We start from the raw sequence: 22,505 nt of genomic DNA, 5'->3' as shown, positions 1-22,505 counted from the left end.
CTGCTGGCGGCGGGTCAGTCCGACCCGTCGACCTCGTCAGCGATCGGAGCCCGGAACTCCTCCGCCATGCGCTCGGTGAACGCGATGAACACCTCGACGCTCTCCCGCGGCAGGGACCGCTTGAGCGCTCGCCGGTAGGCCGATCTGAGAGCGCCGACCACCGCGAACCCGTCGACGGTGAGCTCGATCCGCACGCTCCGTCGGTCGTCCGGGTTTCGGACCCGGTCGAGGAACCCCCGCCGGGCCAGCCGGTCGAGGAGCGCCGTGACGGCACCGGTGCCCATCTCCAGGTACCCGCCGAGCTCCTTCGGCGTCCGGTCCTCGTCGGTCGCGCCGAGGAACTGCAGCGCGCGGAGGTCCACTGCGTTGAGGTCGTTCAGCACCGCCAGGTGCTGGATCAGGTGGGAGTGCTCGACCTGCGCCGCGTAGAACGCCGCCACCGCGTCGTCGAGCGAGCGGTCGTCGTCTCCGAGGTTCCCCGTGGGCAGTCCAGGCACGAGAACACTCTAGACGGATTCCGTTTTGCACGATTGTTGACACACTCATAATTCGAGGCGTATCGTCTTGGTTAGCTCGAAAATCGAGTGAACAAGAACCGATTGGACCCGCCGTGCGCCTCCCGACCCGCGCCCTCTCCCGCATCGCTACCCTCGCCGTGATCCCGGCCGCACTCGTCGCCGGTGGCGTCGCGGTGTCGACCGCGTCCTACTCGGCCTTCTCCGCGACGTCCTCCGACGACGCCAACAACTGGTCCATGGGCTCGGTCTCGCTGAGCAACGACGCCGCGAACGGCGCGCTGTTCTCCGCGTCGAACCTCAAGCCCGGTTCGACCGGGACGAACTGCATCGCGGTCACGTCGAGCGGTTCGCTGCCGAGCGTGGTGAAGCTCTACGCCACCAACGTGCAGCAGACGAAGTCGCTCGGCTCGTACGTGACGCTGCGGGTGACGCAGGGCACCGGCGGCGGGTACGGCACCTGCACCGGCTTCACCGCAGCCGCGGGCGCTGACGGCACCCTCTACGACGGATCGCTCGCGACCTTCGCCACCACCCGCACGAACTACGCCACGGGTGTCGGCACTTGGAAGCCCACCGGCGACAAGGCCGAGACGCGGACGTACCAGATCGCCTACACCGTCTCGCCGGACGCCCCGGCGTCCCTGATGGGTGCCAGCGCGAGCCTCGGCTTCACCTGGGAAGCACAGAACTCCTAGACCAGGTCAGGAGGAGCCGACCGTGCGTTCGACGTCGTGGATCCGGTTCACGGTGGTACTCGCCGCCCGCGGGGTGGTCGCGACGGTGTTCGGCATGCTCTTCTGGGCAGCCGCTCCGATGCTCATCGGATGGCACAGCACCACCGTGATGACCGGCTCCATGGAGCCCTCCCTGCGCGTCGGCGACGTCGTGGTCAGCAAGCCCGTCGACCCGCGCGTCCTGCACCGGGGACAGGTGCTGCTGTTCGACGACCCGGACCACGCAGGCGTCCTGCGTCTGCACCGGTTCGACGCGCTCGACGGCGACGACACGCTGACCACGAAGGGCGACGCGAACCCGCAGGCCGACTCGACTCCGATCACCCGCTCCGCCGTCGAGGGCGTCGGCTACCTCCGGGTGCCCCTCGTCGGCGCACCGATCACCTGGGCGGCCACGGGTGACACCGCTGCCCTCACCGTGCTCGGGGCAGCGGTCCTCGCCGTCACGCTCCTCGCCGTCGCCCCGGCGGTCTCCGGGAACCGACCGCCGACGGCACCGGCGGACCGCCGTGCCCGCCACCGCGCCCCCCGACGTCGCCCGCGCGTCTCCGCCGCCGTGGTCGTCACCGCCGTGTGCGTGGCAGGAGCACTGGCACTCCCCGCTCCGGCAGCAGCAGCCGCGTTCGCCGCGACGACCCCGTCGGCCACGAGCACCCTCGCGACCGCGACGGCGTCGCCGGTCACCGCGCTGACCTGCGCGACGAACAGCGACGGATCGGTGACGATCGGGTGGGGGTTCGCCGGTACCGCGCCTGAACGCTTCACGGTCCTCGTCGACGGGCAGGAGGTCGCACAGCGCCCCGCGGACGCCCGGAGCAGCACGGTGGGCTCGTGGGACCTCTTCACCTGGCGGACCTCGACGGTCAGCATCCGCACCGACCTCACGAGCACCTGGACCGCCACGTCGACCGAGTCGGTGCGGGTGGTCACCGTGCGCTTCCTCGGGTTCGGGCGCACGAGCTGCGCGCCCTGACGAGCATCCACTGACGCCCACCACAGCCCCTCGGCGGAGCCGGCGTGGTCCAGCCCCTACCCGTCGGACGGCGCCCCGGCGCTCCCGACCGCCAGCGCCCGCACCTGTGCGAAGGCCTCGCGGTGGCGCTCGCGCAGCACGGCCCAGCCCTCGGTGGTGTCGATCGTCCCCGGGTCCGCCACGGACACCGCGAAGCCGTGCTGCGCCCGCGGCACGGACTCCCCCGGCAGGCGCAGCTCCTGCGTGAAGGCGCCGGTGTCGGGCGCGAAGACGAGCGTGTGTGCCGCGACGTCCCGATCCCAGTCGGCCGAGGGCCACGACATGAACGAGACGTGCTGAGGCGGGTCGAGCGGGGTCGTCGCCGAGACCCAGCACCCGTGGTGGTCCTCGCCGGGCGACAGGATCGTGTAGGTCCCGCCCTCCCGGTACACCAGGAGGGCTTCGCGGAAGGGCTTCGCCCGGTACATCGCGGTGTAGGACAGTGCCTGCGCGTGGACCGGACGGCCGAGGGTCAGGATGACGGAGGGTCCTGTGGTCGACACGTGCTCGTCCTTCCCGTGGTGGTCGTCCGGGCCATCGTGGCCCGGGTTCCTCCGGTCGCGGTGGGGCCCGACCGAGGACTCACTCAGGTCCGGGGTGGTCCCGGGTGTCGCGGGAGGTCCGGCGGAGCGCGAGCGGGATCGAGACCCACAGCGCTGCCGTCCCGACGAACACCACGGCACCGCCGACGACGCCACCGACGTCCCCGATCACCACGTCGAACACGAACAGGACCGTGCCCGAGAACAGCAGGGCGCTCGCCGCGAGGGCCGTGATGAGCAGCACGTTCCCGGCCCGGACCAGGTCGTGCTTCTGGCGCTGCCGGAACACCAGCCGGTGGGCGGAGACGGCCGACAGCGCGACGACCGTGATCACGACCGCGAGGACCACCAGCACGAGGTAGACGACCTCTTCGCTGGTGCTGAGCATGGTGAACCGCTGCTGGAACGGCAGCGTCAGCAGGAACCCGGCCAGGATCTGCGTCCCGGTCTGCACGATGCGGAGCTCCTGCTGGATGTCCGACCAGTTCCGGTCCCACCGCTCGGTCGGGGTCTCGTGCCGCCCACGCTCGGTGTCCTGTGCTGCACCGCCGACGTCGCTCATGTGCCGAACCTACTGCGCCGTCACGAGCCCGAAACACGACTCCGCGAGACTGTCCGCATGACTCCACAAGAGCCAGGGAGTCTGCAGTCGTCATCCGTGACCGCAGGCCCGCCCGTCACCGTGTCCATCACCCGTCTGGTCGAACCCGACCGCATCCCCGACGCCACCGCCTGGGTGCAGTCCGGTGTCAACCTGGCGAACCGCTACCCGGGCTTCCTCGGCTCCGGGTGGGTCCGCTCGCACGCCACCAGTCGGGAGTGGCACATGCTCTACCGGTTCGCCGACCACGAGCAGCTCGCCACGTGGGAGAACTCCGACGACCGGCTCCGGTGGCTCGACCAGGGGCGCGACCTCGTGGTGGAGTCCCGTGTCGAGAAGCGCACCGGCATCGAGGGCTGGTTCGACGCCCCGCAGGACGCCCCCGCCTCGAGCGCCCCGCCGCGGTGGAAGCAGGCCGTGAGCATCTGGCTCGGGTTCTTCCCGGTGAACCTGGCGTTCACCTACCTGGTCGGCTGGCTCGTCCCGGCGTTCGGCCACCTGGCGGTGCTGCCGCGCGTGCTCGTCACGACGCTCGTGCTGACGCCGATCATGACCTTCTGGGTGCTGCCGTTCGTCACGCAGCTCATCCGCCCCTGGCTCCTCGCACCGCCGCGAGCCGATCGGCAGCCCTGAGCCCCGGCCGGCCCTGCCCCCGGGCTGCGTTCAACCGAGCACCGACAGCTGGTCGAGCCGCTCGAGGATCACGCCCTCGCGCAGGGCCCACGGGCAGATCTCGAGCGCGGGCAGGTCGAAGATGTCCAGGCACGCCTCGGCGACGAGCGCCCCGGGCACGACCTGGTGCGCGCGGCTCGGCGAGACGCCCGGCAGCGCCGCGAGTTCGTCGACGGACCTCGTCAGCAGCGACGGCAGCAGCCGACGCAGTTCGGCACCGTCGAGCGCGCGCGGGACGAGCGGCCCGGCGGCCGAGGGCGCCGCTCCGCAGATCCGCGCGATCGAGCGGAACGTCTTCGAGGTCGCGACGGCGCGGTCGGGCCGGCCCGAGCGGAGCAGCAGCCCGGCGTCCCGCGCGATGGCGACGCGGATCTCGTGCCGGATGCGTCGGACGTCGTCCTCGCTCGGCGTCCCCTCGGCGAAGTACCGGCGTGCGAGCCGGGCGGCGCCGATCGGCATCGACCACGCGACGTCGGGCGCCTCGTCCGCACCGCCGGCGATCTCGAGCGAGCCGCCCCCGATGTCGAACACGGCGAGCCGTCCCGCGGACCACCCGAACCACCGTCGGACGGCCAGGAACGTCAGGCGCGCCTCGTCCTCGCCGGACAGCACGGCGAGCTCGACGCCGGTGCGCTCCTCGACGTGGGCGAGCACCGCGTCGGAGTTCACGGCGTCGCGCACGGCCGAGGTCGCGAACCCGAGCATGTCCTCGCACCCGCGCTCCTCTGCGGTGCGGACGGCCTCGGCCACGAACGTCGTGAGGGCCTCGACACCCGCGGGCGTCACCGCACCCGACTCGTCCAGGTGCTCGGCGAGCCGCAGCGGCTGCTTGAACGACGACGCCGGCAGCGGCGCGGCCCCGCCGTGGGCGTCCACCACGAGCAGGTGGCCGGTGTTGGACCCGATGTCGAGGACTCCGACGCGCATGCCACAACGCTAGCGGCCAGCCGGGGCCGCGGAAGGAGCGGACGGGAGGCTCGACCTACGACCGCAGGAAGGACTCCAGTTCCGACGTGGTCGGGTACGAGGCCTGCGCGCCCGGCTTCGTCGCGGCGTACGCACCGACACCGACGGCGAAGCGCGCGGCCTCGAGCAAGGAGTCGCCGGCGTCGAGCCGGAGCGCCACCGCACCCATGAACGCGTCACCGCAACCCGTGGTGTCGACGGGCTCGACCCGCACGGCGTCGACGTCGACCGGGTCGGCATCCCCGTCGTGCACCGTGCAGCCCGCGCCGCCACGGGTCACGATCGAGCGGGCGACACCGTGGTCGCCGAGCTCGGCCGCCTCGTGCTCGTTCACCAGCAGCACGTCGGTCAGGTCGAGCAGCTCCTGCGGCACGGCCCCGAACGGCGACAGGTTCGTGAGCACCGTGGCCCCCGCGGCACGGCCGGCCCGTGCGGCGGCGAGCACGACGTCGATCGAGACCTCGAGGCAGAGCCCGAGCACGCCGGCGCCGTCGAACGCCGAGGCGGGCAGGTCCTCCGGCGTGAGCGTGGCGTTCGCACCGCCGGAGATCACGATGGTGTTCTCGCCCGCGGCGTCGACCGTGATGACGGCGGTCCCGGTGGCGACGCCCTGCCGGACCGCGACGTGCGTCGTGTCCACGTGGGCCGATGCGACGGACTCGCGCAGCAGCGTGCCGTTCCCGTCGTCGCCGACCGCACCGATCATGCGGACGGTGCCCCCGAGCCTCCCTGCCGCCACCGCCTGGTTGGCGGACTTGCCGCCGGGCAGGATCGCGAGGTCCGACCCCTGCAGGGTCTCCCCGGGCTTCGGGAAGCGCTCCGTGCGGACCACCAGGTCCGCGTTGAGGCTGCCCACGACGACGATGCCGCTCATGCGGTGGCTCCTGTCTCGGCCGAGGCCGGGCGCGGGATGAGGAAGGACGTGGCGAGGGCCGCCACGGTGATCACGGCACCGAGCAGCATCCCACCGGAGTAGCCTGCGGTGCCGGCCGACCCACCGGTGCCGAGGGCGATCTGCAGTGCCGGCAGCACCGCGAAGCTGATGCCCGCACCGAGGTTGAACGCACCGGCGTTGAGGCCGGGCAGGAATCCGGGGTTGGACTCCGGCGAGAGCACGATGCCGAGCCCGTTCAGCACGATGTTCGCGATGCCCGCGTAGGTGATGCCGATGAGCACGGTGGCGGCGACGAGCACGGGCAGGGAGTGGACGCCGACGAACGCCATGACGAGCGTGGCGACGATGCTGCCGACCAGGCCGACCCGGAGGACGGCCCGGTAGCCGAGCGTCGGCGCGAGGCGTCCGGAGAACGGCCCGACGACCCACCCGACCAGCGCGTAGGGCACGAGGAACGCGAGCGAGGCGACGTCGGGCTCCAGGCCGAAGCCGACCTCGTCGTTCTGGGCCAGGCTCGTGACCAGGCCGTTCACGACGGCGAAGACACCCGTCATGGTGAGCAGGGTCGTGACGAGCAGCGCCCACGTCCCGCGGCGCTTGAGGTACCGGGTCTCGACGAGCGGTTCGCGGACCCGGGACTCGATCGCCCAGAACACCCCGAACGCGACCAGGGCGACGACGATCCCGCCGACGACGAGTGCCCAGTCGGCCGCGGCGAGCTTGCCGGCCTCGTTGAACGCGGTGAGCAGCGCGCCGACGCTGATGACCAGCGGGAGCACGCCCCACCAGTCCATGCGCGTCCCGGCGGAGGGTCGGGACTCGACGCCCCAGCGGGCGACCATGAGCACCGCGACGGCCGTCACGACGACGATCACCCAGAAGATGCCACGGAACCCGAAGTGCGTCGCGATCCAGCCGCCGGCCAGGGCGTCGACCCCGGCGATGCCGCCGTTCACCGCGGTGAGCAGGCCGAGTGCGGCGCCGTAGCGCTTCGGGTCGGCGATCTCGTTGCGCAGGACGAGCAGGCCGATGGGCACGACCGGGCCGGTCACGCCCTGGATCATCCGGCCGACGAACAGCATCGGCACGTTCACGGCCAGGGCGGCGACGACGCTGCCGACGAGCATGACGAGCAGCATGCCGAGCAGGACCCGCTTGCGGCCCACGATGTCGGACAGCCGGGGCAGGAACAGCGAGAACAGCGCCGCGATCGTGAAGAACAGCGTCTGCGAGAGCCCGATGGTCGCGTCGTCGGTACGGAGTTCGTCCGCCATCGTCGCGAGGGCGGGGCTGAGCATGCTCGCGTTCAGCTGGAACGCGACGCACGCGGCGAGCAGGGCCGCGGTGAGGGCGGCGGTCGACTTCGTCGTCGAGGTGGTGGTCACGGCGCTCAGCGCTCCTGCGCGACGACGGTCACGTCGGTGTCGGTGTCGGCGACCGCCTCGGCAGCGGCGCGCGGGCTCCACCCGGTGTCGGGCGTCTCGCCGATCCGCTCGAGGGCGTCGACCACCAGGTCCCAGAAGCGCCCGTGGTCGAGCTCCATCGCCGCGCTCGTGCGGCAGTCCTCGGGCGCGGGACCGCGGAGGTCCGCGACGGTCATGCCGAGCGTGTGGGTGCCCGTCGTCTCGATCGCGATCGGCATCTTCACCGCACGGACGATCGTCGGGTCGATGACGTACGCGACGGCGCAAGGGTCGTGCACGGGCGGGGCGTCGAAGCCCTGGGCGTCCTCGTACGCCTTCCCGAAGAACTCGAGCAATTCGCCGACGAACGCGGCGGGACCGGTGCCGACGGCCGCGATGCGTGCGGCGACCTCGGACGTCGCGAGCGCCTGGTGGGTGAGGTCGAGGCCGACCATCACGACGTCCCAGCCGGCGCGGAAGACGATGTCGGCGGCCTCGGGGTCGATGACGATGTTGAACTCGGCGACCGGGCTCCAGTTGCCGACGTGCACGCCGCCGCCCATCAGCACGACCTGCTTCACGCGCTCGACGATGCGCGGCTCCTTGCGGACGGCGAGGGCGATGTTCGTCAGGCCGGCGGTCGGCACGATCGTCACGGTGCCGGGCTCGTGCGCCATCACCGTGTCGATGATGAGGTCGACGGCGTGACGCTCGTCCAGGTCGAACGACGGCTCGGGGAGCATCGGCCCGTCGAGGCCGCTCTCCCCGTGGATCTCCGGGGCGACCTCGATCTCGCGCAGCAGCGGGCGGTCGGCCCCGGCGGCGAAGGGCACGCCCGTGATGCCGGCGATCCGTGCCACGGCGAGGGCGTTGCGGGTGACCTTCGGCAGGGTCTGGTTGCCGACGACGGTGGTGACGGCGAGGAGCTCGATCGTCGGGTTGCCGTGTGCCAGCAGGAGGGCGACGGCGTCGTCGTGGCCGGGGTCGCAGTCGAGGATGATCTTCTGCGTCGTTGCATCGGGCACCTTGGGCGCTCCACTTCGTCGGGGATCGGTGTCGGCGGCCCGTCGTGGCCCGCCGTGTCCGGCAGTGCCGGACGGACGTGTGTGCTCGACGCGGTGGGGTCCGCGCTGTGGAGGAACCAACTCCAGCACGGCGCGTCAAGCGTTTGACATTCGAACACGTCAAACGCTTGACGTCAACTCCGAGCGATCCTCGTCCGTTCGCACGCGCGGCCCGGTCGGTAGGCTCGTCGGGTGCCCTCCCCCGCCCCCCACGGTCGTCGCGTGACCGCGGCGATGGTGGCCGAACGCGCGGGGACGAGCATCGCGACGGTCTCCCTCGTGGTCAACGGCAAGGACCGCGGTCGGGTCTCCCAGCCGATCGCCGAGCGGGTGCGCGACGCCGTCGACGCCCTCGGCTACGTCGTCGACCACGCGGCGAGCTCCCTCGCCCGCGGCACCGGCGACCTGGTCGTGCTCATCGCGCCCGACCTGTCGAACCCGTTCTTCGCCGAGGTGATCCGGGGCGTGCGGGACACCCTCGGCGACCGGTACCAGCTGGTGCTCTCGGTCACCGAGCGCGGTGCGCAGCCGACGGCGGCCGACCTCCGGCGCTTCGAACGCCTGCGACCGGCGGGGATCCTGGTCGACGCACCGGCAGCCGGCGAGCCCATGGACGCGAGCGTGCCCGTGGTGCTGCTCGACGCCCCGGACGCCGCCGAGGGCACGACCGCGGTCGACTACGACCTCGCGCCGGGGATCGACGCGCTGGTGGCGCACCTGCGCGACCGCGGGCACCAGCACGTGGCGTACCTCGACGGCACCGCACGGGTCGCCACGTTCGGCATCCGCCACCGGATGTTCGACGAGGCCTGCGCGGCCGCCGGGATCACCGTGTCGGAGGTCGGCGCCCGCGCGGACCTGACGGTCGACGCCGCCGCACTGGCGACCGAGCACGTGGTCGAGGCCTGGCACGAGGACGGTGTCACGGCGGTCGTGGCGGCCGCGGACACACTGGCGTACGGCGTGCTCCGGGTCGCGGGCGCGATGGGGCTCCGGGTACCCGAGGACCTGGCGGTCGCCGGCTTCGACGACCTGCCGTCGTCGTCGGTCACGGCGCCGGCCCTGACGAGCGTCGCACTGCCGGGAGCCGAGCTCGGCCGCACCGCAGCCCTGCGCCTCCTCGCGACGGTCGACGGCACCGCGGTCGAGCCCGTCGACCTACCGGCCCGCCTGGTACTGCGCGCGAGCACCGGCGCCTGACGGGCGCCTCGCGCAGCACCCCGCACCACCGCACCACCCACCGGACGGGAGGCGCGGCACCGGTCCGGCACCGTGCCTCCCGTCCGCCTCGATACGGGCCCGGCGCCGCGCGCCCGGGTCGGCGAGACGCGTCGATGTCCGACGCCGGCGCTCCCCCGGACGCCGGCGTTCCTCCGAGACGCACCGGAACGGGCGAGACGCCCCCGGATCCGGAGGCGTCTCGCACGCGTGAGGGCGTCTCGCGCCGACGCCGGCGTCTCGACGCGCGGGTGACCGTCGTCGCGGCGGTGCGTCTCGCGCTGACGCCGGCGTCTCGGCGCCGGCGCACCCGCGTCAGGCTGAGGTGTCCCGACCGGGTGCCGCCGTCTCGGCGGGCGCCTGCGCGGCCGAACCGCTCGTGCCGGCCCGCTGCGCACGCTCGAGCTCGTCCGCCTCGGCACCGCCGACCGCCTCGCCCCGGGCGACCATCCCGGCCGTGTCCGACAGGCGGATCTGCGGCAGGAACAGCGCGAGCAGGAACGCGATCGCGATGAACGGCAGCAGGTACCAGAACACCGGCGCGAGGGAGTCGGCGTACGCGTTCACGATCCCGTCCTGCACCGCCTCGGGCAGCTTCGCGACGGTCGCCGGGTCGATGCTCCCCGCCGAGGACGCGGCGTCCGTGGCGGATCCACCGGCCGAGGTGAAGACGTCGGTCAGCGCACTCGTCAGCCGGGCCGTGAAGAGCGCACCGAAGACGGCCGTGCCGAGCGACGCGCCGACCTCGCGGAAGTAGTTGTTCGTCGACGTGGCGGTCCCCACCTGCTCCGCGGACACGGCGTTCTGGGCGACGAGCACGACCACCTGCATGATCAGGCCGAGCCCCGCGCCGAACACGAACAGGTAGGCGCAGATGAGCCAGATCGGGGTGTCCGCGGCGAGCTGCGTCATGGCGAGCATGGCGAGGGCGACGAGCACCGTGCCGACGATCGGGAACGCCCGGTAGCGACCGGTCTTGGTGATGAGGTTGCCGGACGCGATCGACGTGCCGATGAGGCCGACCATCATCGGCAGCATGAGCAGGCCGGACACCGCGGCCGAGGTACCGGAGGCCATCTGGAGGAACGTCGGGACGAACCCGATCGCGGCGAACATGCCGATGCCGAGCACCAGGCCGATGCCGGTCGCGAGCAGGAACGTGCGGTTGCGGAAGAACGACATCGGCAGCACCGGGTCCTCGACGCGGGACTCGACGAGCACGAGCAGCGCGGCCGACACCACGAGGCCGGCGAACCAGGCCCACGTCTCCGGGGCGTCCCAGCCGTGGTCCTTGCTGCCGCCGAACTCCGAGAAGAACACCAGGCAGGTGGTGGCGGCGGACATGAGCACGACGCCGAGCACGTCGATCCGCTTCTCGGCCTTCTTCGTCGGCAGGGTCAGCGCGAACCAGGCGACGAAGAACGCCGCGATGCCGACCGGGATGTTGATGTAGAACGCCCAGTTCCAGGTGAGGTGGTCGACGAAGAACCCACCGAGGAGCGGGCCGCCGATCGCCGACAGGCCGAAGATCGCGCCGAGCGGGCCGAGGTACTTGCCGCGCTCCGAGGCGGGGACGATGTCGGCGATGATCGCCTGCGACAGGATCATCAGACCGCCGCCGCCCAGGCCCTGCATCGCCCGGAAGACGACGAGCTGCGTGAAGTCGCCGGCGAACGCGCAGCCGGCGGAGGCGATCGTGAACAGGGCGATCGCGACGAGGAACAGGTTGCGGCGCCCGAGGACGTCGCCGAACTTGCCGTAGATCGGCATCACGATCGTCGACGCGAGCAGGTACCCGGTCGTCAGCCATGCCTGGTGCGCGACGCCGCCGAGCTCCCCGACGATGGTGGGCATCGCCGTCGAGACGATGGTCTGGTCGAGGCTCGACAGGAGCATGCCCGCGATCAGGGCGGAGAAGATGATCCAGATGCGGCGCTGCGTCAGGAGCAGCGGTCCGTCGGATCCGGGTCGGGCACGCTTCGTGCCCTGCGCGGTGGCGCTCATGCGGTGGGGTCCTGTCCGGTGGTGGTGATGGCCGCCCTGAGCTGGCGGAGGTTGTCGGTGAGCAGCACGTCGAACGACGGCCCGCTCGCCTCGTCGAAGGCGTCGTCGAAGTACTCGCCGGCCGTGACCTTGAGCAGGCCGGCGGCGGCCTCGGTGACGAGCTGCGCGCGCCGGTCGTCCGGGTCGGTCCAGTCGAAGCGCTCGCGGACGGCCCGACCGACCGCGCTCAGCTGGACGTCGGCGGCGGCGAGGAACTTCGCGACCATGACGGGTTCGCGCTCGAACACCCGACGGACGAGAGCCTCGTCGGCGCGGTCGAGCCCGGCGACGTGCATCTGCTCGATCGCCAGGGCGACGACGGACCCGAGCGGGTCGAGGTCGTCCGGCACGAGGGCGCCCGACGCGTAGGCGCGGAGCACCTCCTCCGTCCGACCCTGCTCGATGCCGAGCACGGCGTCGTCCTTCGACGCGAAGTGGTTGAAGAACGTGCGCCGGGAGACGCCGACCGTCTCGCAGAGCTGCTCGATCGTGAAGCCGTGCAGACCGTGCTCGATCGTCGCCCGGCGCGCCTCGACGATCATGCGTCGGCGCAGCGCTCGGGTGCGTTCGGTGGTGCTCACCGAGCAAGAATTGCACTCTACTGCTGATAGTGCAACAAGAGGACGGGTTACACGGCCTTCGCGAAGCAGAACGACCAGGGCATGGTCGCGGCGTACGGCTCGTAGACGTCGATCTGCTGCCACCCCGTCTTGCGGTAGAGCGCGACGGCCTCGGGCTGCTTGTCGCCGGTCTGCAGGATCACGCGGGACGCCCCCTGCTCGCGCGCGACCTGCTCTCCCTCGGTGAGCAGCGCCGTCGCCGCACCCTTGCCGCGGGCGGCGGCGAGCACGATCAGGCGCTTGAGCTCGACCTCGTCGCCGAGGTGGCGGACGGCGATGTGTCCGAGGGCGGTGCCGTCCTCGTCGATCGCGAGGAGCGAGGTGATGACCGTGGCCGGGTCGACGGCCAGCACGCGGTTCCGCTCGGCGGTGACGGCCGGGTCCTCGTCCGCGTGCCCGTCGCCGTACCGCTCGTGCATCTCGTCGTCCATGGTGGCGCGGAGGGCCACTCCGCGGGGGTCGTCCCAGGCAACGCGCTCGATCGTGATCACGATCGTCCATCCTCGCACGCGCGGGCCGGGCCGCCCGAGACTCGCGCACGGCGACACTCCTCGGGCGATCCTGCGCGAGGAACGTCGCTGGGACCGAGACTCGGTGCGCCCGCCCGGCTCAGGCCAGCGCGGCGATGGGCCCCTCGCCCGCCCGGAACGCCGCGAGCACGGCAGCGGCGTCGTCGTACACGGCGGCGGCGCCGGCACCCCGCAGCTCGTCGCCGCCGATCCCGCCGGTCATCACGCCGACGCAGGGCAGCCCGACCTTGCCGGACGACTCGACGTCCCACATCGCGTCACCGACCATCACCGCCCGGTCCGCCGCGACACCGACCTTGTCGAGCGCGACCTCGATGATCGCCGGCGCGGGCTTCGCCTGCTCGACGTCCTCCGAGCTCGTCTCCGCGGTCACCCAGGCGGACGCGTCGAGCAGCTCGCGCAGCACCGACAGCTCGGACTCGGGCGCACTCGTGGCGAGCACGACCGCGTGCCCGGCCTCCGCGACGGCCTCGAGCAGTTCCCGCGCCCCGGGCAGGAGCCGCAGCTGCGGCATGTGCTCGGAGTAGTAGGCGGTGTGGAACTGCTTCGCCTGGTCCCGGACCTCGTCGGACGCGTCGGGCAGCAGCTCCTCGAGCAGCCGACCGGAGTCCATGCCGATCGCCCGGTGGATCCGCCAGGCGTCCACGGACTCGCCGGCGGCCCGGAAGGCGCGCCACCACGCGTCGACGTGCGCGTAGTTCGAGTCGGCGAGGGTGCCGTCGATGTCGAAGAGGACAGCGGTCGAGGGAGCGTCAGGCATCGTTCCAGCGTGCTCCCCCGACCACCGGTGCGACCCAGGGTCGCGGGATCAGACCTCGATCGACGAACCGACGGGCAGGATCGATGCCGGGACACCACCGAGGCCCTCGGTGCCGAACATCCGGACGTTCATCTCCTGACCGCCCTCGCTGAGGAGCAGCTCGTGGATCTGCACCACGCGCTCCGGTGCGACCGCGCGGACGTAGTCGACGCCCTCGCCGGTCTTCGCCCACGGCCCGCTCGTCGGGACGAGCAGGGTCCGGACCGGGACGTCGGGCACGAGGTAGGCGTCGCCCGGGTGGAAGACGGCGTCGTTCACGAGGTAGCCCACGTTCGCGATGGTCGGGATGTCGCGGTGGATGACCGCGTGCTCCTCCCCGAAGACCCGGGCTCGGAAGGGTCCGACCTCGATCGTGTCGCCCGCAGCGACCGTGCGGACGCGGCCGTCGTGGTCGCCGAGCTGCTCGACGACCGACGCCGGGCCGTGGACGACGACGTCGGCGCTGCGCTCGAGACCCGCACGGATCGCGTCGACGGCGAAGTGGTCGGCGTGCTCGTGGGTGACGAGGACGACCGTGGCCCCGGCGACGAGGTCGGCGGACTCGGGCGTGAACGAGCCCGGGTCGATGACGAGCGAGGCGCCGTCCTGCTCGAGGACGACCGTGGCGTGGTTGTACTTCGTCAACTGCATGACACCAGTCAACGCCGGCCGCACCGGACCGCATGCCCTCGCGTCCTGAGGGCACGCTCAGTCCCGGCGGGCCGGACGACGGACGGGAGGCCCGTGGCGGCGTCGCCACGGGCCTCCCGTCCGTCAGGTGGTGACGTCAGCCGTTGCGCACGTCGTCGGCCGCGCTCTTCGCGTGGTCCTGGACGTCGGACGCGGCGCCCTGCGCCTCGTCCTTCACGGTCTGCGCGGCGTCCTGCGCGGTCCCCTTGAGGTCCTGCGCGTGCTCCTTCGCCACGTCGCCCAGCTGCGAGCCGACGTCCTTCGCCTGGGACTTCACGTCCTCGACGAGGGGCGCCGCCTTGTCCTTGAGGTCGCCGGCGAGCTGCTCCTCCTTGTCGGACGTCGGGATGAGCGACGAGGCGAGCCACCCGGCACCGAAGGCGATGAGCCCGACGGCGAGCGGGTTGCCCTTCGCCTTCTCGACGCCCTTGTGCGCGACGTCCTTCGCCTGGTCGGTCGCACCCGACGCCGACCCCGAGACGCTCGAACCGGCGGAGTGTGCCGAGCCCATCACCGAGTCGCGCACGTCCTGGAACCGCGTCCTCACCTTGTCGGTCTGACGGTGCGCGATCGAGGACGGGTTGACCTTGTCGGCCAGGGCGTCGACGTCGGAACCGAGGGTCCCGCGGGTGCGCTCGATGTCGGCGCGGATCTCTTCTGGGGTGCTCATGGCTTCCTCCCGGTGTTCGGCTTGAGTGCTTCGGGGACTTCCTTGACGGTCTCGACCGTCTGCGGGGCCCCCGTGATGTCCCGCATCTCCTTGCGCCCGCGGACCGCGAGGACCGCGGCGACGATCGCGTAGACCACCGCGATCACGACTGCGGACCACGCGTTGCCGATGAGGTACCCGAGGCCCCACCACGCTGCGATCGACAGGAACAGCAGGGCGAACAGTGCCGTCAGGCCGGCGCCGCCGAACATCCCGCCGGCCTTGCCCGCCTTCTTCGCGGACTCGGTCAGCTCCGCCTTGGCGAGTGCGACCTCCTGACGGAAGAGGCTCGAGAGGTCACGGGAGACGTCGGAGAGCAGTTCGCCCAGCGGGGTCGTGGCGGCGCGTTCCTCGGGCGTCGGCTCGCCCAGCGGGGTCGCGCCGGGGACCGACTGGCTCATACGCCGCTCCCGGTTCCGGTCCCGGTCCCGGTCGACGGGCCGTCGGCCTCCTTCTCGTGCTTGATCTCGGTCGCGAGTGCCTTGGTCAGGCGTCCGGCGAGGATGCCGGCACCCGCGGCGAGCGCGATGAAGGTCCCGGGCTTGCGCGCGGCGAAGGACTTGACCTCGTCGAGGAGCGAGCCCGGGTCACGGTTCTCGAGGTACCCGGCAGCGGAACCCGCGCGCTGCGACAGGTCACGGACGACCTTCGCGGCGAGGCCCTGCTCGTCGTCCTTGTCGGCCATGCGGCCGAGCTGCTCGCCCAGGGTGCGGAGCCCTCCGGCGGCGCGCTCCTGCTGGCCCGCGGCCTGCTCCTTGAGCGTGTCGCTGGCCTGCGAGTAGAGCTGCTTGGCGTGCTCGGTCGCCTCGGAGGCGACGTTCGACGCCTGCTCCTTGGCGGTGCCGGCGACGTCCGCGGCCTTGTCCTTCGCGTCGCCGGCGACGTCCTGCGCGGCACCCTTCGCGGCGTCGGCCTTGCCGCCGCCGGTGCTGTCGGAGCCACCGACGCTGCCGACGCCCGTGGACGAGGCAGCGGACGAGCCCGCGCTCGGGACGTACCCGGCGGAGGTGCTCGTGGAGTCGACCAGCGGTGCCGAGGCACCTGCGGCCGACGGGGTCGCGTGGACCTGCTCGTCGGCGGGCAGCGCGTCGAGCGGCTCGACGTCGTCGAAGCCCTCGGGGCGGGTGGCCGGCGTGTCACCGGCGTACGACGGCACGGTCACGCCCGGGTACACCTCGTGTCCCTCGGCAGCCGCCGTGCGGTCGTGGATGGGCGTCCCGGAGTCGTTCCCGGGTGGGTTCGTGGTCATGGTCGGCCTTCCGGTTCGGTCGCGGCGGGTACGGCACCCGTCGCGTGGACCGGACCGTGCGCGAGCACCGCTGCGCTGCGGCACAGGAACGTCGGAAGGCGCGGCCGGACCGTCCACGGAACGCGGCGGGACCGCGGTGGAGGCCTGCGAGCACCGAGCCCGACGGTCCCTCCAGCGCGGCTCCGGCAGGATCGGCAGGGTGCTCCTGGTCTCCGTCGTCGTCCCCGTGCTCGACGACGCCGAGCACCTCGCCCGCTGCCTCGACGCCCTGGCCGCGCAGACCCATCCCGTGCACGAGGTCATCGTCGTCGACAACGGCAGCACCGACGACAGCGCCGAGGTCGCCCGCGCCGCCGCGGCCGTCGTGCTGCACGAACCGGTGCGCGGGATCGCACGGGCCTCGGCACGCGGCTACGACCATGCATCGGGCGACGTCATCGCCCGGCTCGACGCGGACTCGGTCCCGCCACCCGGCTGGATCGCCGAGGCCGTCCGGCTGCTGGCTCGACCGGGTGTCGTCGCGGTGACGGGACCCGGTCGCCCCCGCGACGGCGGCGCGGTCCTCCGCCGGGTGTGGAGCGGGCTCTACATGGGCCCGTACTTCGTGCTGATGTGGTCGGCACTGGGACGTCCGCCGCTGTTCGGCTCCGCGATGGCCGTGCACCGTGCCACGTGGACGGCGGTCCGGGGTCGGGCGCACCGTGACGACCCCGAGGTGCACGACGACGTCGACCTCTCCATGCAGCTCGACCCCGCCTGGCACGTGGTGGCCGCCCGGTCGCTGACCGTCGAGGTGTCGGCGAGGCCGCTGTCCGGTGCGGCGTCGATGCTCCGACGGACGCGGCGGGCCTTCCACACGTTCCGGGTGAACGGACGCCGGGCGAACCCGGTGCGGCGGTGGGCGCGACGCGGCCGGGTGGCGCTCCGAGCGCGGGCGTCCGGGTCCTGGCCGCACCGCCGCTGACCGGCTGCGCCGTCCCCGGCCCGACGGCCGGCGGATCGGCAGTCCGGTAGTCCGGCAGACCGGCAGGTCGACCTCGGACGTCACGATCGGATCGCGATCCGGTCCCGATCCGAGCACGCCCCGCCGCCCGCCTCCCGGGCACGACTAGCGTCGTGGACACGTCGACCGGCAGCCGGGCGACGCACCTGAGGGGGGACATGCCACACGTGCGCACGACGACACTGCTCACCACGGTCGGACTCGCTGTGGGCCTGGCGCTCACCGTGTCCGGGTGCACGGGCGGTGACCGCGACGCCGTGACGCCGACCCCGAGCACGAGCACGACCGCGCGTGCGACCGGCACCCCGACCCCGACGGGCAGTGCCACACCGGGCCCGACCCCGGGAGCCGGTGCGTCGAGCACCACGACCACCCCCGCGACCGCTGCGGGCAAGGTCCCGGCGACGTGCGACGACGTGGTGACGCCGGGCGCGTTCGACTTCACCGACGTGATGCCGCTGAACGACCCCGCCGTCGTCGGCGGCATGGAGATCCCCCGCACCGCACTGACCCCGGCGGGTCGGTCCGACGGACAGCGGCTGTACTGCGTCTGGCGCGACCCGCGGGCGGACGTCTCGAACCTCACCGTCCTGGTGGAGGACGTCGTCCCGTCCCGCGCGACCGAGGCGCTCCGCGGGCTGTCCGGCTTCGACTGCTCGACCGTCGACGACGGCTTCCGGTGCCAGCAGGTCAGGCAGAACCAGCAGTACCCGGTGATCGACGGCGACACCTACTTCACGCGGGGCGGCATCGGCATCCACATCCACCAGTCGAACGTGCCGACGGACGGCCTGCTCGACGACGTCGTCGGGAACGTCTTCCGCTGAGTTCAGCCGGTCGGCCGTGACCGCACGTGCGCCCGCTCCCCCTGCGGCCCGTACAGGCACAACACCTCGGCGACCGCGTCCGAGGTGTTCCCGACCCAGTGCGGCGTCCGCGTGTCGAACTCGACGACCTCGCCCGGCCCGAGGTCGAAGTCGCGCTCGCCGAGCAGCAACCGCACCCGACCGGAGAGCACGTAGAGCCACTCGTAGCCCTCGTGCGTCCCCAGGGTGCGGTCGCCGTTCGCCGGCATCGGCGGGATGAGCTGCTTGAACGACCGCACGCCCCCGGTGCGCTTCGTCAGCGGGATCACCACGCGCCCGCCGTGCTGCTCCGGCTTGAGGTGGACGCGCGGGTCGCCCGTCTGCGGCGCCCCGACGAGGTCGTCGAGCGGCACCTGGTACGCCCGCGCGAGGGGCAGCAGCAGCTCGAGGGTGGGGCGCCGCTGCCCGGACTCCAGGCGGGACAGGGTCGACACCGAGATGCCGGTCTCGGCGGCGAGCGCCGCCAGGGTGACGTCGCGTCGTTCGCGCAGCCACCGCAGGCGGGGGCCGACCGCGTCGACCACCTGGGCCGTCGTCGGCGGGGTGGGTCGTGCCTCCAGAGCGTCCATGCCGCGATCTTGCCAGACCGGCAACGGATGTTGCCACCGACGGCTGGGCCGCCGCAGGATGCCGCCATGTCCGATCACTTCGACGTCATCGTCATCGGCGGCTCGGCCGCCGGCCTGTCCGCCGCACTCATCCTCGGACGCTCACGGCGCTCCGTCCTGGTCGTCGACAGCGGCGAGCCCCGGAACGCGCCCGCCGAGGGCGCCCACAACTACCTCGGACGCGAGGGCGTCGCGCCCGCCGAGCTGACCCGCATCGGCCGTGACGAGGTGGCCGCCTACGGCGTCGAGGTGACAGCCGGGAGGGTCGTGGCCACGTCCGCCACCGACGGTGACGGCACCGACCCGGTCGGCTTCTCGGTCGCGCTCGACTCCGGCAGGGCCGTCACCGCGCGCAGGCTGGTCGTCGCCTCCGGCGCCGTCGACGTCCTGCCCGACGTGCCGGGGCTCGCCGAGCAGTGGGGGCGCGGGGTCGTGCACTGCCCGTTCTGCCACGGGTGGGAGGTCCGCGACCAGCGCATCGGAATCCTCGTCACCACACCCAACGGGGCGCACCACGCGCAGATGTTCCGCGCGTTGAGCGACCGGGTGACGGCGTTCGTCACCGACCCCTCGCGGGTCGACGACACCGCCCGCGCCGGTCTCCGTGCCCGCGGCGTCGAGGTGGTCGAGGGAGCGGTGTCCCGTGTGCTGTCCTCGGACGGCGTCCTGACCGGTGTCGAGCTCGGCTCGGGGCAGGTCGTCGCGCTCGATGCGCTCGCGGCGGCGAGCACGGCGGAGCCGCGCGTCGGGTTCCTCGAGGGGCTCGGGCTGCGCGCGGAGGACGTCGTCGTGAACGGCTTCCGGTTCGGCGGTGGGCTCACGGTCGACGCCGTCGGCCAGACGGGTGTCCGCGGGGTGTACGCCGCGGGCAACGTCACGTCACCGATGGCCACCGTCATCGCGTCGGCAGCTGCGGGGACACAGGCCGGTGCCGCGGTGCACGGTGACCTCGTGCAGGCGGACATCGCGGCGGCGCTGGCCGTCGTTGCCGAGCCGGTGGGTCAGTCGACGCGGTAGCCGGCCTGCGCTGCCAGGAGCGGCGCGAGGGCGAACAGCTGGTCGGTGCCGATCGTCGCCCCGCGGAGGCCCTCGAGCCGCTCCACCCGGTCGAGGTCGGCGTCGCGCAGGTCCACGTGCTCGATGCGGGTGTCCGTACCCTCGACGGAGCGGATCCGCGTTCCGGGGAACGCCACGCGCAGCAGTCGGGCGTCGGCGACGTCGAGCTCGTCGACCACGCAGTCCCGGAACACCACGTCGGTGAGCGTCGAGCCGCGCAGGTTCACGAACCCGAGCTTCATCCCGACGAACTCGACACCGTTCAGCGTCGCGTCGTACAGCTCGGCGGAGCCCACCCGGCCGCCCGCGACCCGGACCTCGCGCCAGGCGCTGCTCGACGCGCGGAGCACCGGGGCGTCGAGCGTCTCGACGACCGAATCACGGATGCGCAGCCCGCGCAGGTCGGTGCCGTCCGCCCGGAGGGTGTCGACCACGCACTCCTCGAGCTCGAGGTCGGGCAGGCGCTCACCCGCCACGTCGAGCGTCTCGATGCGCTTGCCCTCGATCCGGTCCCCGGTCAGGACGTCACCGGGTGCCGGCGCCCAGTCCTCGAGGTCCCGCGGGTCGATCGGGGCGATGCGGGGGGCGGCGGTACCGGTCGAGGAGCGTGCCATGTGCTCAGTCTGCCGTGGCGGACCGACGCTCGAGCACGCTGTCGAGCCGGTGGTCCTTCGCCGGGCCGCGGGCCTCCCACCGGACCGTCCAGCGCTCGGCGTCGCCGGCGAGCACTCCGGCGTAGTGGTCCGGGGCGCAGGGGTGCTCGACCGCGACGCCCCAGACCCAGGGGTGGAAGACGCGGCCGTCGGCGAAGTGCACCGTCCAGCGGCCGTCCGGGCCCCGCCGGACGAACAGCGTCCGGGACACCGGGGTGACGAGGTCACCGAGGTGCATCGTGCCGGACTCGTCCCAACGCACCTCGTCCGGGGTCGTCAACGTCAGGCTCGTGGTCCCGGTGACGGTGCCGGTGACGCGCGCGAGCCGGTCGTCGATCGTGCGGCGGAGCGTCCAGTCCCCGAGCAGGTCGGTCGGCAGCGGTGGGTCCGTCGGCAGCACGGGCCCAGGCTACGCGCGGAGTGCCTCGGCCCGGGCGTCGCGGTGCTCGTCGTCGGAGATGACGCCGCGGCGGTGCAGGTCGTCGAGCTCGGCGAGCCGCTGCTCTCGTGACACCGTCGGGGCGAGCACCCCGCTCTGCATCGCCCGGTACGCCAGGTCCTCCTGCATCGTCCACGGGTCCTGTCCCCGGGCCGTCATCCGCCTCGCACGCAGGACCGAGACGACGACGATCGCGGTGATGCCGAGGAGCGTGACGATGCCGCCGACGGCCACGAGGGTCCAGACCAGGTCGTACACCGGCGGGATCAGCGGGTTGTGGGTCTCCCCGCCAGGAGCCCCGAAGTCGTCGATCGCCACGCCGCCCCTCCCCTGCCGGGCACGCTCGCGCCCTGGCCTGGAGCGTAGCGCGCCCGGTGCTTCCCAGAACAGGTGCGATTGCAGGCGTTTCCGGGCGTACTTGGTCGAACCGACGCACCAGGTACGCCCGGTTCCACCAGGCACGTCCGGTTCCGCCGGGTACGCCCGGTTCCACCAGGGATCCCCGAGCACGTCGAGCCCGCGCGGAGCCCGTCAGCCCCGCAGCGGCCCCGACGCCTCGACGTTCGCCCCGTCCGCGAACCCGCCCACGAGCTCGCGCAGCGCCTCCTCCGCCGTGTGCTGCGGCTCCCACCCGAGTTCGCGTCGGGCCCGGTCCGTCCGCATGATCGGCACACCGGCTGCGATGTCGAGCCACCCGGCGTCCGTCGGTTGGAGCCGGAGCCGCCAGGTGAGCGTGACGATCCCGCGCAGCAGCCGCATCGGCACCCGCACCGCCCCGAGCATCCCGGCCGCCCGCGCCATCCTCGGCGGGGTGAGCACCGGCGACGCGGCGATGTTGAACGCCCCGGCGGCCCGCCGGTCGATCGCCCGCCAGAACGCGTCGGCGAGGTCGTCGGCGTGCACGGCCTGGAACACGAACGGCAGTGGCAGCGGCAGGACCGCGAACCGGGCCGCCCGCACGATGGACATCGGCACGAGGTGCCCGAGGAACAGCCCCCGGAGCTCGGCCGCGACCCCGCGCTGGAACACCAGGCCGGGCCGGAGCCGGGTCACCACGACCTCCGGGTGCTGCGACGCGAAGCGGTCGAGAGCGGCTTCGTTCTCGGCCTTGTGGATCGAGTACGTCGCCGTCGGGATGCCGGTCGCCGGGAACGACTCGTCGACCGGGGTCCGCTTCCCCTCGACGTCGACGCCCCGGTAGGCCCCGACCGACGACGACACGACGACCTGCCCGACACCGGCGCGGGCGACCGCCGCGAGCACGTTCGCCGTGCCGGTGACGTTGGTGCGGTGCTGCGCCGGGATGTCGTGCGTCGGCTGCAGCGCCCACGCCAGGTGCACCACGGCGTCGGCGCCCTGGAACACCGCCGTCAACTCGTCGACCGCGCGCGGACCGCCGACGTCGACCGCGTGCCAGACGGCCACGTCGTACGGTGCGACGCGCGCGTCCGGCACCCGTCGGGCGACGCCGACGACCTGCAGGCCGTCCTCGTCGCCCGCGCAGCCGTCACCGGTGAGCCGTGCCGCCGCGAGCCGCCGCAGCACCGCGGTGCCGACGTTGCCGGTCGCCCCGACCACGACGACCCGCATCAGCGCGACCGTCCCGGACGCCGGC

Annotated in this window: 27 protein-coding genes; 7 read left to right on the top strand and 20 right to left on the bottom strand. The window is 72.8% G+C overall.

What is annotated here, in order from left to right; genetic code table 11:
- Positions 1 to 14: 14 nt before the first annotated feature.
- On the bottom strand, positions 15 to 497 hold the full coding sequence (locus ACIPEQ_RS14900) for a MarR family winged helix-turn-helix transcriptional regulator (protein WP_126891437.1): 483 nt from the start codon (positions 495 to 497) through the stop codon (positions 15 to 17).
- A 113-nt stretch (positions 498 to 610) separates the two neighbouring features.
- On the opposite strand from ACIPEQ_RS14900, the gene ACIPEQ_RS14895 reads away from it, so the two are divergent.
- Positions 611 to 1,213, top strand: a complete 603-nt coding sequence (locus ACIPEQ_RS14895; RefSeq protein ID WP_209676182.1) for a hypothetical protein — start codon at positions 611 to 613, stop codon at positions 1,211 to 1,213.
- A 22-nt stretch (positions 1,214 to 1,235) separates the two neighbouring features.
- Positions 1,236 to 2,225: a signal peptidase I gene (locus ACIPEQ_RS14890; protein WP_402715770.1), complete on the top strand. Its 990-nt coding sequence runs from the start codon at positions 1,236 to 1,238 to the stop codon at positions 2,223 to 2,225.
- A 56-nt stretch (positions 2,226 to 2,281) separates the two neighbouring features.
- Here the strand turns inward: ACIPEQ_RS14890 and ACIPEQ_RS14885 are convergent, their stop codons facing one another.
- Both ACIPEQ_RS14885 and ACIPEQ_RS14880 read right to left on the bottom strand, forming a co-directional pair.
- The gene (locus tag ACIPEQ_RS14885; RefSeq protein ID WP_402715769.1) at positions 2,282 to 2,767 is read right to left on the bottom strand and encodes a hypothetical protein; all 486 of its coding nucleotides are present in this window, start codon (positions 2,765 to 2,767) and stop codon (positions 2,282 to 2,284) included.
- A 79-nt stretch (positions 2,768 to 2,846) separates the two neighbouring features.
- Positions 2,847 to 3,368, bottom strand: coding sequence for a DUF6328 family protein (locus ACIPEQ_RS14880; protein ID WP_402715768.1), 522 nt, complete (start codon positions 3,366 to 3,368; stop codon positions 2,847 to 2,849).
- Positions 3,369 to 3,425: 57 nt separating this feature from the next.
- Here ACIPEQ_RS14880 and ACIPEQ_RS14875 point away from each other — a divergent pair, with 57 nt between their 5' ends.
- The gene (locus ACIPEQ_RS14875; protein WP_209824505.1) at positions 3,426 to 4,040 is read left to right on the top strand and encodes an antibiotic biosynthesis monooxygenase; all 615 of its coding nucleotides are present in this window, start codon (positions 3,426 to 3,428) and stop codon (positions 4,038 to 4,040) included.
- A 30-nt stretch (positions 4,041 to 4,070) separates the two neighbouring features.
- Here ACIPEQ_RS14875 and ACIPEQ_RS14870 read toward each other — a convergent pair whose 3' ends face one another.
- The 4 genes from ACIPEQ_RS14870 to ACIPEQ_RS14855 are packed head-to-tail and all read right to left on the bottom strand — an operon-like array spanning position 4,071 to position 8,368.
- The gene (locus ACIPEQ_RS14870) at positions 4,071 to 5,006 is read right to left on the bottom strand and encodes a Ppx/GppA family phosphatase (RefSeq protein ID WP_402715767.1); all 936 of its coding nucleotides are present in this window, start codon (positions 5,004 to 5,006) and stop codon (positions 4,071 to 4,073) included.
- A 55-nt stretch (positions 5,007 to 5,061) separates the two neighbouring features.
- Complete coding sequence (locus tag ACIPEQ_RS14865; protein ID WP_250367789.1) at positions 5,062 to 5,919, bottom strand: ribokinase; 858 nt, start codon at positions 5,917 to 5,919, stop codon at positions 5,062 to 5,064.
- Positions 5,916 to 7,325 (bottom strand): MFS transporter, encoded by a 1,410-nt coding sequence (locus tag ACIPEQ_RS14860; RefSeq protein WP_402715766.1) that lies wholly within the window; start codon positions 7,323 to 7,325, stop codon positions 5,916 to 5,918. Before ACIPEQ_RS14860 ends, ACIPEQ_RS14865 begins: the two co-directional genes overlap by 4 nt.
- A 5-nt stretch (positions 7,326 to 7,330) precedes the next feature.
- Entirely contained in the window at positions 7,331 to 8,368 is a 1,038-nt protein-coding gene (locus ACIPEQ_RS14855) for a nucleoside hydrolase (protein ID WP_402715765.1), read from the bottom strand.
- A 231-nt stretch (positions 8,369 to 8,599) separates the two neighbouring features.
- On the opposite strand from ACIPEQ_RS14855, the gene ACIPEQ_RS14850 reads away from it, so the two are divergent.
- On the top strand, positions 8,600 to 9,607 hold the full coding sequence (locus ACIPEQ_RS14850; RefSeq protein ID WP_402715764.1) for a LacI family DNA-binding transcriptional regulator: 1,008 nt from the start codon (positions 8,600 to 8,602) through the stop codon (positions 9,605 to 9,607).
- Positions 9,608 to 9,940: 333 nt separating this feature from the next.
- Here ACIPEQ_RS14850 and ACIPEQ_RS14845 read toward each other — a convergent pair whose 3' ends face one another.
- The 8 genes from ACIPEQ_RS14845 to ACIPEQ_RS14810 all read right to left on the bottom strand — a co-directional run bounded on the left by ACIPEQ_RS14845 (position 9,941) and on the right by ACIPEQ_RS14810 (position 16,265).
- Complete coding sequence (locus tag ACIPEQ_RS14845; RefSeq protein ID WP_402715763.1) at positions 9,941 to 11,629, bottom strand: MDR family MFS transporter; 1,689 nt, start codon at positions 11,627 to 11,629, stop codon at positions 9,941 to 9,943.
- On the bottom strand, positions 11,626 to 12,249 hold the full coding sequence (locus ACIPEQ_RS14840) for a TetR/AcrR family transcriptional regulator (RefSeq protein WP_402715762.1): 624 nt from the start codon (positions 12,247 to 12,249) through the stop codon (positions 11,626 to 11,628). The genes ACIPEQ_RS14845 and ACIPEQ_RS14840 overlap by 4 nt, the downstream gene beginning before the upstream one ends.
- Positions 12,250 to 12,296: 47 nt before the next feature.
- Complete coding sequence (locus tag ACIPEQ_RS14835; protein WP_402715761.1) at positions 12,297 to 12,779, bottom strand: GNAT family N-acetyltransferase; 483 nt, start codon at positions 12,777 to 12,779, stop codon at positions 12,297 to 12,299.
- Positions 12,780 to 12,897: 118 nt separating this feature from the next.
- The gene (locus tag ACIPEQ_RS14830; RefSeq protein ID WP_402715760.1) at positions 12,898 to 13,578 is read right to left on the bottom strand and encodes an HAD family hydrolase; all 681 of its coding nucleotides are present in this window, start codon (positions 13,576 to 13,578) and stop codon (positions 12,898 to 12,900) included.
- 48 nt (positions 13,579 to 13,626) lie between these two features.
- Positions 13,627 to 14,268, bottom strand: a complete 642-nt coding sequence (locus ACIPEQ_RS14825) for an MBL fold metallo-hydrolase (protein WP_209676170.1) — start codon at positions 14,266 to 14,268, stop codon at positions 13,627 to 13,629.
- 136 nt (positions 14,269 to 14,404) lie between these two features.
- A complete protein-coding gene (locus ACIPEQ_RS14820; protein ID WP_402715759.1) occupies positions 14,405 to 14,977 on the bottom strand; it encodes a DUF3618 domain-containing protein in 573 nt (190 codons plus the stop codon).
- Entirely contained in the window at positions 14,974 to 15,417 is a 444-nt protein-coding gene (locus ACIPEQ_RS14815) for a phage holin family protein (RefSeq protein ID WP_402715758.1), read from the bottom strand. The genes ACIPEQ_RS14820 and ACIPEQ_RS14815 overlap by 4 nt, the downstream gene beginning before the upstream one ends.
- Positions 15,414 to 16,265: a hypothetical protein gene (locus ACIPEQ_RS14810; protein ID WP_402715757.1), complete on the bottom strand. Its 852-nt coding sequence runs from the start codon at positions 16,263 to 16,265 to the stop codon at positions 15,414 to 15,416. The genes ACIPEQ_RS14815 and ACIPEQ_RS14810 overlap by 4 nt, the downstream gene beginning before the upstream one ends.
- 199 nt (positions 16,266 to 16,464) lie before the next feature.
- Here ACIPEQ_RS14810 and ACIPEQ_RS14805 point away from each other — a divergent pair, with 199 nt between their 5' ends.
- On the top strand, positions 16,465 to 17,229 hold the full coding sequence (locus ACIPEQ_RS14805; protein WP_402715756.1) for a glycosyltransferase: 765 nt from the start codon (positions 16,465 to 16,467) through the stop codon (positions 17,227 to 17,229).
- Between the two features lie 197 nt (positions 17,230 to 17,426).
- Positions 17,427 to 18,095 (top strand): hypothetical protein, encoded by a 669-nt coding sequence (locus ACIPEQ_RS14800; RefSeq protein ID WP_402715755.1) that lies wholly within the window; start codon positions 17,427 to 17,429, stop codon positions 18,093 to 18,095.
- 2 nt (positions 18,096 to 18,097) lie between these two features.
- Here the strand turns inward: ACIPEQ_RS14800 and ACIPEQ_RS14795 are convergent, their stop codons facing one another.
- Complete coding sequence (locus ACIPEQ_RS14795; RefSeq protein ID WP_402715754.1) at positions 18,098 to 18,703, bottom strand: helix-turn-helix domain-containing protein; 606 nt, start codon at positions 18,701 to 18,703, stop codon at positions 18,098 to 18,100.
- 66 nt (positions 18,704 to 18,769) lie between these two features.
- Here ACIPEQ_RS14795 and ACIPEQ_RS14790 point away from each other — a divergent pair, with 66 nt between their 5' ends.
- Entirely contained in the window at positions 18,770 to 19,759 is a 990-nt protein-coding gene (locus ACIPEQ_RS14790) for an NAD(P)/FAD-dependent oxidoreductase (RefSeq protein WP_402715753.1), read from the top strand.
- On the opposite strand, the gene ACIPEQ_RS14785 is transcribed toward ACIPEQ_RS14790, so the two are convergent.
- The 4 genes from ACIPEQ_RS14785 to ACIPEQ_RS14770 all read right to left on the bottom strand — a co-directional run bounded on the left by ACIPEQ_RS14785 (position 19,744) and on the right by ACIPEQ_RS14770 (position 22,480).
- Positions 19,744 to 20,412, bottom strand: coding sequence for a pentapeptide repeat-containing protein (locus ACIPEQ_RS14785; protein ID WP_402715752.1), 669 nt, complete (start codon positions 20,410 to 20,412; stop codon positions 19,744 to 19,746). The genes ACIPEQ_RS14790 and ACIPEQ_RS14785 overlap by 16 nt on opposite strands.
- A 4-nt stretch (positions 20,413 to 20,416) precedes the next feature.
- Entirely contained in the window at positions 20,417 to 20,851 is a 435-nt protein-coding gene (locus tag ACIPEQ_RS14780) for a DUF6314 family protein (RefSeq protein ID WP_250367777.1), read from the bottom strand.
- A gap of 9 nt (positions 20,852 to 20,860) precedes the next feature.
- On the bottom strand, positions 20,861 to 21,208 hold the full coding sequence (locus ACIPEQ_RS14775) for an SHOCT domain-containing protein (RefSeq protein WP_402715751.1): 348 nt from the start codon (positions 21,206 to 21,208) through the stop codon (positions 20,861 to 20,863).
- 213 nt (positions 21,209 to 21,421) lie between these two features.
- A complete protein-coding gene (locus tag ACIPEQ_RS14770) occupies positions 21,422 to 22,480 on the bottom strand; it encodes an NAD-dependent epimerase/dehydratase family protein (RefSeq protein WP_402715750.1) in 1,059 nt (352 codons plus the stop codon).
- Between the last annotated feature and the right edge of the window lie 25 nt (positions 22,481 to 22,505).

The organism is Curtobacterium sp. NPDC087080 (genome assembly GCF_044745105.1).
Classification (GTDB): Bacteria; Actinomycetota; Actinomycetes; order Actinomycetales; family Microbacteriaceae; genus Curtobacterium.
The sequence above is the reverse complement of the archived record's forward strand: the minus strand, read 5'-3'. Positions and strand labels throughout refer to the sequence as shown.